This is a genomic window from Pontibacter toksunensis (assembly GCF_042686245.1).
GTDB classification, from domain to species: Bacteria; Bacteroidota; Bacteroidia; order Cytophagales; family Hymenobacteraceae; genus Pontibacter; species Pontibacter toksunensis.
The window spans coordinates 102,465-111,239 of sequence record NZ_JBHUOX010000018.1; the positions used below are offsets into that span (position 1 = coordinate 102,465).

Below are 8,775 nucleotides of genomic sequence, written 5' to 3' on the forward strand. Positions count from 1 at the left end.
CAGATAAGTGTACGCTGTAGGATATATCCTGTTCAACCTGCGCTCTTGCAGTGGGAAGCCAATCCCGGAGCTTCACCGTACTTCATTGGCATGGGTGCAATACAAAGGATACCAAACCCTTTACCTTGCATCTCCCGCAGTAAATGCCATTATATATGGCAACGGCAGGGGAATCCTGTTTAACTTTGAATTATGCTGAAACACACCTACCGATATTTCCTGCTTATTTTTCTTTTCCTCTCTGGCTGTCAGGAAACTGACGTAGCGCCGCAGCAGGTGCTCACGCTGGAAGAGGAGCAACTGCTGCTGGGCAATCCCAGCGGAGCCACCGCAGACGAGAGCAACTTCAACAACTACCTGATAACAAAGCCCCAGTTCGCGCTCTCCTACAGCCGGGACCGGGGCACGCCCAACTGGGTGAGCTGGCACGTGAGCCAGGACTGGCTTGGGAATGCACCGCGGCAGAATAATTTCAGAACCGACCCGGAGCTACCCCAGGGGTGGTACCGCGTCACCACTTCCAGCTACACCGGCAGTGGCTTTGACCGCGGGCACAACACCCCCTCGGCAGACAGAACGAAATCAGAGGACGACAACGCCGCTACATTCCTGATGACCAACATCATCCCGCAGGCTCCCAACAACAACCAGGAGACGTGGGCGAACCTGGAGGATTATACCCGGGACCTGGTGCGGGATGGCATGGAGGTGTATGTGGTGATGGGCAGCTACGGCATAGGAGGAACCGGCGACAGCGGCACCGCCAGGACTATTGACAATGGGAACGTGACCGTGCCTAACCGGATATGGAAGGTGCTGGTAGTGCTGGAAGAAGGGGAAAACGACCTGCAGCGGATAAACGCCGGCACGCGCGTGATAGCCTTGGACACCCCTAACAGCAACACCGTCCGCCCGGACTGGGGCACCTACCGCACGAGTGTGGATGCCATCGAGCAGGCCACCGGTTATGACCTGCTTTCAGCCTTGCCGATACAGATGCAGCAGGCGCTGGAGAGCCAGGTGGACACAGGGCCTATACGGTAGAGGTAAAGCTGTAATCGGCAAAAGGAACAAGCGAATGTGGAACAGGAACAAAGAAAACAGCAGGAATATAGCTGACAACATCCTATCGCCTCATTTAGCCATCTCAAAAGCAGGCCAAGTTGCGGAGTACTAGACGTGGGAGTAAAACCTGCCGGAGGCCACGAGATAGCAGCTAACTTTCTAATTAGACCTTTCAGCACTCAGTTCCATTTCCCCAGTAGTGCTTCTATTGAACATCCTATGTTTGTACGACGTCCCTTAGATACACTTTTCCCTTTTGTTGATCAGAGAGATAAATTATCTAAAACAGAGAAAGTAAGTATCTAAGCTGTAGACAAGAAAACTGGGTAAGGAATAAGATTTCTATTGAACAGGGGATCCATAAACCCGCGCCTTATGACAATCCCCTTACCCGGCTTCTTTACCTTGGACAGTTCATCCTGTCTTCCTATCAGTATCATTAATTCATCTCAAAAACAGAATGAGATATTGATTTTTGAGATGGCAAAAAGAGACACTAGTGCTTTCCTAAAGAAAAATGGGATATTTTTGTTTTAATACTTTTAGGCTGATAACTCCTGCCCGGTTTTAGCGATTTTCATTTATCTCCTGCATCACTTCGGCAAATAGCTTGATAGATTTTATCCGGTCATTTTTATCATACATAGTTGATACCACTATCAATTCATCTACTCCTGTTTCAGATAGAAATGCTTTTATATCGCTCTTTACAGTTTGCTTGCTCCCCACAAAGGAGTACTTCAGCATTTGCTGTAAAGAAGGATGCTGAAACATTTCCCTTAACTCCTCACTCATTTCGGTTGGTGGATGCAACGGGTCCTTGGCTCCAGTGAATATCCCCACGAACATTCTGATCAGGCTGGTAAACAATTTTTCCGCTTCTTCATCGGTATCGGCGATATAAACATTCACCCCCGCCATGGTATAGGGTCGCTCCAGAAACCCGGAAGGCCGGAACTCCTGTCGGTAGATTTCCAAGGCGTTGAACAAGTGGGTGGAGGCAAAGTGGCTGGCGAACGCGTAGGGCAGTCCTTTCCTAGCCGCCAGGTGAGCGCTGTCCGTGCTGGACCCCAGTATATACAGCGGTACCTCCGTGCCTTCGGCAACGGTTGCCCGTACAGGGGCATTCTTGTTTTCCATAGAAAAGTACCGCTGGATTTTGGCCACCTCCTCGGGGAACTGCTGTGCCAGCTTCATGAAATCCGACCGGATGGCCTGCGCTGTCGCCTGGTCCGTGCCGGGCGCCCTTCCAAGGCCCAGGTCAATGCGGCCCGGGTATAGGTGGGCGAGAGTGCCGAACTGCTCTGCCACAATTAAGGGGGAGTGGTTGGGGAGCATGATGCCCCCCGAGCCGACCCTGATAGTAGAAGTGTTTTCCGCCACGTAACCGATGAGCAGGGAGGTGGCGCTGCTGGCGACGCTATCCGAATTGTGGTGCTCTGCAAACCAGATGCGTCTGTAGTTATGTGCCTCCGCTTCCTTTGCCAATGCCAATGAGTTGTGCAGCGTCTGCTGTATGGTTTCCCCCTGCGAAACAATGGCCAGCTCCAGAATGGAATAGGCTATCTTCTGTTGATCCATAGATTAAATTGTATCGGTACGTTTTATCTTATTGCCCTTTTCCGATTCACAGCAACTCATTGATTATTCGTTGCCGTCAATTTCACCTCAATGTTATTGCGGGTGGCATTGGAGTAAGGGCAAACCTGATGCGCCCGTTCGGTTTGGCGTTGCGCCTCTTCTATCGGCACCTCAGAGATATTCACCGCCAGTTCCACTGCCAACCCAAATGCGCCGTTTTCAATGGAACCGATCGACACTTTTGCCGTCACGGACGTTTCCCCTGTCTTCACCTTTTCCAGGCGAATGACGTGGTTTAAGGCACTGTCAAAACAGGCGGCGTAGCCCGCTGCAAAGAGCTGTTCCGGGTTAGTGTACTTGTCATTGGCGCCGCCCATGGCTTTGGGCGCCCTGACCTGGATATCCAGAACGCCGTTGTCTGATCTTACATGGCCGTTTCTGCCGCCTGTTGCCGTTGCTGCGGCTGTATACATTGCTTTCATAACTGTATTATATGGTGCTTTCAAAATGGTGGCCGGACTCAGACGGTTTTTCTGCCAATATGCTTCCAATCGTACCTGTTCCTACTAATTCCTATTGTCATGTTATTTGATTTTCACTTTATAGTCGCTTCTGGGGCTTTCGCCTCAAATTCAGCAAAGCCATTGCGGTAAGGCAAGCCTAAATGATTCCGGAGCGTCGAACCGGTATACTCCGTGCGCAGCAAGCCCCGTTTCTGAAGGATAGGCACCACCTGGTCCACGAAATCAGCCAATGAACTCAAACCGGAATCACCAATAATGTTAAACCCTTTTCCTACGCCGGCTTCAAACCACTGCTGCAGTTTGTCCGCAATACTTTCGGGTGTGCCCAGGAAAACAGGATGGTAGTTGATAGGGCCGTGGGCCAGTACCTCCCGGATGGTGAAGCCCTTCATCGCCAAATCATAGGCATATTGGGAGCGGTGGTCCCTGCGGTTAGGACGGGCCAGTTTCAATAAGTGGTCTGGAATCGGGGCGTCGATATCCAGTCCGGTTACCGGGATACTTAGCATATGGCTTAAATACTGCTGCCGCGAGGCTGGTTCTCCTAATTCATCCAGGGCAACCCGTCTTTCCAGTGCTTCTTTTTCAGAGGAAGCAATGGAGACTCCGATGCCGTTGAAAATAGTGAAATCATCCGGATTGCGGCCAGCCTGTTTGATACTCGCCGATAGCTGCTGCCAAAATGCAACGGCATATTCGAGGGTAGGCGGGTTGCCGTACATGGCATCGGCCTTCGTAGCCGCGAAATCATAACCGTACTCCCCGCCACCGGCGGTGAACACCACGGGCATGCCCTGCGCAGAGGGCGGAAGATTGATCGGTCCTCTGGAGGTGACATACTCTCCCTGAAAGTTGATGGGGTGAATAAGCTTGTCATCCGCGAAAACCCCGGACTCCACGTCCAGTTTCAAAGCGCCTTCCGGCCAGCTTCCCCACAGGCGGAGCACTGCTTCCCATACTTCCCGGGCTCTGCCATGTTTCTCACCGTGTTCCGGGGTGCCGGCAAAGTAGTTAAGCAAAGCCCTGGGGTTACCGGTCGTCACCACGTTCCAGCCCATCCTTCCTTTGCTCACCAAATCAAGCGTCCGCATGGTGCGGGCGATACTAAAAGGTTCGTTGATGGAAGTGGACATGGTGCTGATAAGCCCCACCCGCTCTGTTGCTTTGGCCATCAGCGCCATCAGGACGATAGGGTCCAGGCTGCTTCCTTGTGGTGTTTTGGCGATATCGTCACTTATTGCCGGAACATCTACTAAAAAGAATCCGTCTAGCTTTCCTTTTTCGGCGAGTTGCGCCCCTTTGATGAAGACATCCTCGTTCATGAAGGCGGCTTTGTCTTCACCCGGCCACCGCCAACCGCCTGGCTCCAGCCCCTGCCCAGCGGACAATTGCGCAATGATGTGCATTTGTCCTTTATTATTTTTATCCATTACTTTAATGTCCTCTATTCTAAGAGTCAGGCCAATGCCTTGACTCTCGGTTACTTATTATTACAAAAATTTTTAATTGCGTTTTTTCAAATGCGCGCTTTGGTTTAGCTCGTAAACAACCTGCTCAGTTTGCTGCTTCGATGACCACCTTACCAATATGGTTTCCACTTTCGATGCGCCGGTACGCCTCCCGGTATTCCGCAAAAGGAAAGACCTGGTCGATGACGGGTTTTACCTTGTGCATGTCCATGGCAGTGAGCAGGTTGTTAAAATTTATCCTCGGGCCAATACCCGTGCCCACAACAGTGATGGCGCGGGAGAGTATGTCAATCGGGGGTATTCCACCGCCCATGCCGCTTACAAACCCGACAATAGTAATATCGCCGCCTTTACGGGTAGATGCTGCTGATTTCACGATTGTTTTGTCCCCGGCAATATCGACCACTTTATCAACGCCTTTTCCATTGGTGAGGGTAAGTATCTCCCGTTCCCAATCAGGAAACGTGCGGTAATTGACGACCGCTTCCGCACCCAACTCCTTGAGCTTTCCCGCTTTTTCATCCGTCGAGGTAATTGCCAATACCTGGGCACCGAACATTCGTGCTACCTGTAGTGCGAACAAGGCAACGCCACCTGTGCCTTGCACCAGTACCGTCTGTCCAGGCTGAAGGGGTGACGCTAGGTTAAGGGCTGTCCACGCCGTAACAGCGGCGCACGGCAGTGAGGCAGCCTCGATGTAAGACATATAGGCAGGCAGATGAACAACCGCGTTTTCGTGCACCAGGATATATTCGGCCAGCCATCCATCGGTGGTCATGCCCAGGCTATCCGACTGATATTCCGGCAGATTAGCGCCGCCAATCCAGTGCGGGTGGCAATTGGCGCTAACGCGGTCCCCGATTTTTACCCGTGTAACGCCATCTCCAACCCCCACGACTTCGCCAGCCCCATCCGATAAAGGGACGCCGTTTTTATTAAACGGGCCACCATACTCTCCATCCAATATCGCCTGGTCCCGGTAGTTAAGTGAAGCAGCGTGTACTTTAATCAGCACGTCATAGCGGCCCGTCTTTGGGGTGGGCTCTTCATTCAAAGCCAGGCTTCGGCCTGCATTCGTAAATCTGATAGCTTTCATTTTCTTATTTAACTTTTACTCGTGAAAAGTTACATTACTGCCAATCGAATCCCGGCCCATCTTAATGGAATTGCCTGGTGCATCCGGATCAGCGTATCCGAAAGAAACCCCGAATAGCAGCTTAAACTCATCAGAAACATTCAACACTTTCCTGGTTGTATCGGCGAAAAAGCCTAAACCAGTCTGTGGGATTCCGGCCAGGCCATGGTCAGTAAGGGATAGAAGAAACGTTTGTGCATACATACCCATGTCGGAAGCTACCCTAACATGATCTCCAAATGAGGGCATAAAGAGAAATGCCGCATGCGGCGCATTGTAAAATTTCCAATTCAGCTCTTCGACTGCCCTGCGACTTTCCTTGTCACCGCGGGCTACACCCATCCCTTCATAATACGCCTTCCCTTGCGCCTTCTGGCGATCGGAATAAGTACCATAAAAATGATTGTTGTCAAAGGTGAAATCCGGTGTGAAATTTCCAGCTTCAAGTTCCTTCAATAGGGCTACTGACAGCTCTTTTAATTTATTCCCTGACACGATGTGCGTGTTCCAGGGCTGCGTGTTGCCGTTGGAAGGAGCCTTTTGGGCATCTTCCAGCACCGAGGTGACGATTTCTCCGGAGACTGCCGACGGTAGAAACCCGCGGCAGGATCTGCGCATTTGGACTACGTCTTGAAAAGCCAGGCTGATTCTTAGGCTCTCACTTATATTATTGCTCAATGTTATTTCTGCCATATGGTGGCTTTTAAAAAGCGGACTTAATTCCTGTGAAACCTATTTTTGCAAATTTATGGATATTTACTTTACTTTGTATAGTGCTTTCCTAAAGGAAAGTGAATTACTTTATAACAGAAGCGTTATGGCAGCTAAAAAACCCTGTTTATCCTGTCTGGATACAATAAAACCAGTGCGGGATGCACTTGAGGTAATTAATGGTAAATGGAAATTGCCGATTATCATTTCAGTAGCAACTGGCAATGAGCGTTTTACCGATATACAGGAAAGTATACCGGGAATTACGCCCAAGGTCTTAGCCAAGGAACTGAAAGAACTGGAGCAGCACCAACTCATTAGGCGCGTGGTAGTAGATGATTACCCGGTTAAGATTTTGTATAAACCGGAATCCTATTCCGATACTTTAACTCCTGTCATCAATGCGCTGAAGAATTGGGGATTGAATCACCGACAGAAAATTTTTGAAAAGGGATGATCTTGATTTGCTGGTAGCCTCCTGAAGCTAAAAGTCGTACCTATAAGCTTTAGATGACTTTAAAGAACGGGGAAAAGAGTATGGATAGAATAGCCTTAGTGGTGGGTGTAAGCGGGATCACAGGCAGCAACCTGGCAGAAGAATTAGTAAAGCAGGGGTGGACTACCTATGGCCTGGCTCGAAATCCTCATGTGAGCTTGGAGGGTTTACGGCCAGTTGCAGCAGACCTTCTTAGCCCTGAATGCTTGTCAGCCGCCCTTGCCGATGTTGCGCCCACGCACGTGTTTTTCACCAGCTGGATGCGTATGGAAACGGAGGCAGAAAACATCAGGGTGAATGCAGCGATGGTTCGTAACCTGCTGGATGCCTTGGCTCCGAAGAAGTCGGTGCAGCACGTGGCCCTGGTGACAGGACTGAAGCATTACCTGGGTCCATTCGAAGCCTATGCGAAAGAAGGGTTTCTGCCTGAGACGCCCTTGCGCGAGGAGCAGCCCCGGCTGGATATAGAGAACTTCTATTATGCCCAGGAAGATGAAGTGTATGCCGCTGCCGCCCGTGATGGCTTCACCTGGAGCATTCACCGCCCGCACACGGTTATTGGCAAAGCAGTAGGCAACCAGATGAACCTGGGAACCACCCTGGCCGTGTACGCCACTATTTGCAAGGAAACGAAGCGCCCGTTCCGATTTCCTGGATCAGAAGCGCAATGGAACGGCCTGTCGGATGTAACCGACGCCCGGGTGCTGGCCAAGCATTTGATATGGGCAGCCACCACGGAAGCAGCCCATAACGAAGCGTTCAATGTAGTGAACGGAGAGTACTTTCGCTGGAAATGGCTGTGGAAGCGCCTGGCTCGCTGGTTCGATGTAGAGCCTGTTGGCTTTGATGGTACCGTTCATCCCCTGGAGGACCAGATGGCCCAGGATGGTCCCATGTGGCGTGAAATGGCCGTACGGTACAATTTAGCCGAGCCGGATCTAAGCCGACTGGCCTCGCCCTGGCACACCGATCTGGACCTGGGACGTCCGATTGAGGTGATGACGGACATGTCAAAGAGCCGCAAGCTGGGTTTCACCGTCTATCAGCAAACGGAAGAGTCGTTTTTCAACCTGTTCACGCAACTGCGCAACGATAGGTTGATTCCCTGAAGTCCCTTCATCACAAATCTTACGGCAAGTACATCGAATAAAGGAAGGGCTAAAAGCTTAAATAAGCTGAATTAGGATGAGTAAAATAATGGACAGCTTTTGCTTTAAGAATAAAATACCAGCGGCCAACACTGGTAGCCACAATGTCTTTTTCTGCCCTGCTCGTCTCTAGAAGGGCGGAGGACATTCCTTATGTATTAAACTTCATCAGTAGCTTACCGGCGCTGATAACTATACTAAACCGTTAACCTTCTATGTAACATAATTGTCGTTATAGAACAGTGAAGGCTCCTCATCCAGAGGAGCCTTCACTGTTTGTAGCCGATAAGCTGAAATATGTTATAGAATGGTAAAATTGAGTATATGAGCCGTAGCTTTGGCTTATGCGTTTGCCTTTAGCAGCTATGGCTTATGAGCATTGCTAGGCGTATGTTTATTTTCTTCCGATGAAGAAATTTATCTCTGTTTCACATTGATGATCAGCACTTCCCATCATGTTCAGGAACTGTGTTTTTACATTTGAGAATTCTTCCTTCCCAAAAAATTGCTGAAGAGCAGTCATCCGATCCAGGCGGTTTTCCCAGGCAGTTAACACCTCTTCATCAGCCGGTCCGTCAAAAGCCAACTCTCTGTCTTTTTTTACTTCTTCAGATTCAATCTTTAATCCCGCATGAATCATAACATC

The 8,775-nt window shown here is 50.2% G+C and carries 9 protein-coding genes; 3 read left to right on the top strand and 6 right to left on the bottom strand.

Translation table 11 applies throughout. From position 1 onward, the window contains the following. Positions 1-192 precede the first annotated feature (192 nt). Positions 193-1,044, top strand: a complete 852-nt coding sequence (locus ACFS7Z_RS20145; protein ID WP_377488536.1) for a DNA/RNA non-specific endonuclease — start codon at positions 193-195, stop codon at positions 1,042-1,044. Between the two features lie 588 nt (positions 1,045-1,632). On the opposite strand, the gene ACFS7Z_RS20150 is transcribed toward ACFS7Z_RS20145, so the two are convergent. The 5 genes from ACFS7Z_RS20150 to ACFS7Z_RS20170 all read right to left on the bottom strand — a co-directional run bounded on the left by ACFS7Z_RS20150 (position 1,633) and on the right by ACFS7Z_RS20170 (position 6,392). Continuing rightward, positions 1,633-2,646 (bottom strand): LLM class flavin-dependent oxidoreductase, encoded by a 1,014-nt coding sequence (locus ACFS7Z_RS20150; protein ID WP_377488539.1) that lies wholly within the window; start codon positions 2,644-2,646, stop codon positions 1,633-1,635. A gap of 56 nt (positions 2,647-2,702) precedes the next feature. Then, positions 2,703-3,128 (bottom strand): organic hydroperoxide resistance protein, encoded by a 426-nt coding sequence (locus ACFS7Z_RS20155; protein WP_377488542.1) that lies wholly within the window; start codon positions 3,126-3,128, stop codon positions 2,703-2,705. 113 nt (positions 3,129-3,241) lie between these two features. Then, positions 3,242-4,600, bottom strand: a complete 1,359-nt coding sequence (locus ACFS7Z_RS20160) for an NtaA/DmoA family FMN-dependent monooxygenase (protein ID WP_377488545.1) — start codon at positions 4,598-4,600, stop codon at positions 3,242-3,244. Positions 4,601-4,724: 124 nt separating this feature from the next. Further along, a complete protein-coding gene (locus tag ACFS7Z_RS20165; RefSeq protein ID WP_377488548.1) occupies positions 4,725-5,735 on the bottom strand; it encodes a zinc-dependent alcohol dehydrogenase family protein in 1,011 nt (336 codons plus the stop codon). A 15-nt stretch (positions 5,736-5,750) separates the two neighbouring features. Further along, positions 5,751-6,392, bottom strand: coding sequence for a nitroreductase (locus ACFS7Z_RS20170; RefSeq protein WP_377488551.1), 642 nt, complete (start codon positions 6,390-6,392; stop codon positions 5,751-5,753). 199 nt (positions 6,393-6,591) lie between these two features. On the opposite strand from ACFS7Z_RS20170, the gene ACFS7Z_RS20175 reads away from it, so the two are divergent. Both ACFS7Z_RS20175 and ACFS7Z_RS20180 read left to right on the top strand, forming a co-directional pair. Next, on the top strand, positions 6,592-6,942 hold the full coding sequence (locus tag ACFS7Z_RS20175) for a winged helix-turn-helix transcriptional regulator (protein WP_377488554.1): 351 nt from the start codon (positions 6,592-6,594) through the stop codon (positions 6,940-6,942). Positions 6,943-7,022: 80 nt separating this feature from the next. Next, positions 7,023-8,090: an SDR family oxidoreductase gene (locus ACFS7Z_RS20180; RefSeq protein ID WP_377488557.1), complete on the top strand. Its 1,068-nt coding sequence runs from the start codon at positions 7,023-7,025 to the stop codon at positions 8,088-8,090. Between the two features lie 433 nt (positions 8,091-8,523). Here ACFS7Z_RS20180 and ACFS7Z_RS20185 read toward each other — a convergent pair. Then, the coding region (locus tag ACFS7Z_RS20185) for a hypothetical protein (protein ID WP_377488560.1) at positions 8,524-8,775 on the bottom strand (252 nt) is incomplete at its 5' end.

Excerpts from the sequence above, each read along its gene's own strand:
- ACFS7Z_RS20145 (WP_377488536.1), top strand. The coding sequence starts at position 193 with ATGCTGAAACACACCTACCGATATTTCCTGCTTATTTTTCTTTTCCTC.
- ACFS7Z_RS20150 (WP_377488539.1), bottom strand. The coding sequence starts at position 2,646 with ATGGATCAACAGAAGATAGCCTATTCCATTCTGGAGCTGGCCATTGTT.
- ACFS7Z_RS20155 (WP_377488542.1), bottom strand. The coding sequence starts at position 3,128 with ATGAAAGCAATGTATACAGCCGCAGCAACGGCAACAGGCGGCAGAAAC.
- ACFS7Z_RS20160 (WP_377488545.1), bottom strand. The coding sequence starts at position 4,600 with ATGGATAAAAATAATAAAGGACAAATGCACATCATTGCGCAATTGTCC.
- ACFS7Z_RS20165 (WP_377488548.1), bottom strand. The coding sequence starts at position 5,735 with ATGAAAGCTATCAGATTTACGAATGCAGGCCGAAGCCTGGCTTTGAAT.
- ACFS7Z_RS20170 (WP_377488551.1), bottom strand. The coding sequence starts at position 6,392 with ATGCGCAGATCCTGCCGCGGGTTTCTACCGTCGGCAGTCTCCGGAGAA.
- ACFS7Z_RS20175 (WP_377488554.1), top strand. The coding sequence starts at position 6,592 with ATGGCAGCTAAAAAACCCTGTTTATCCTGTCTGGATACAATAAAACCA.
- ACFS7Z_RS20180 (WP_377488557.1), top strand. The coding sequence starts at position 7,023 with ATGGATAGAATAGCCTTAGTGGTGGGTGTAAGCGGGATCACAGGCAGC.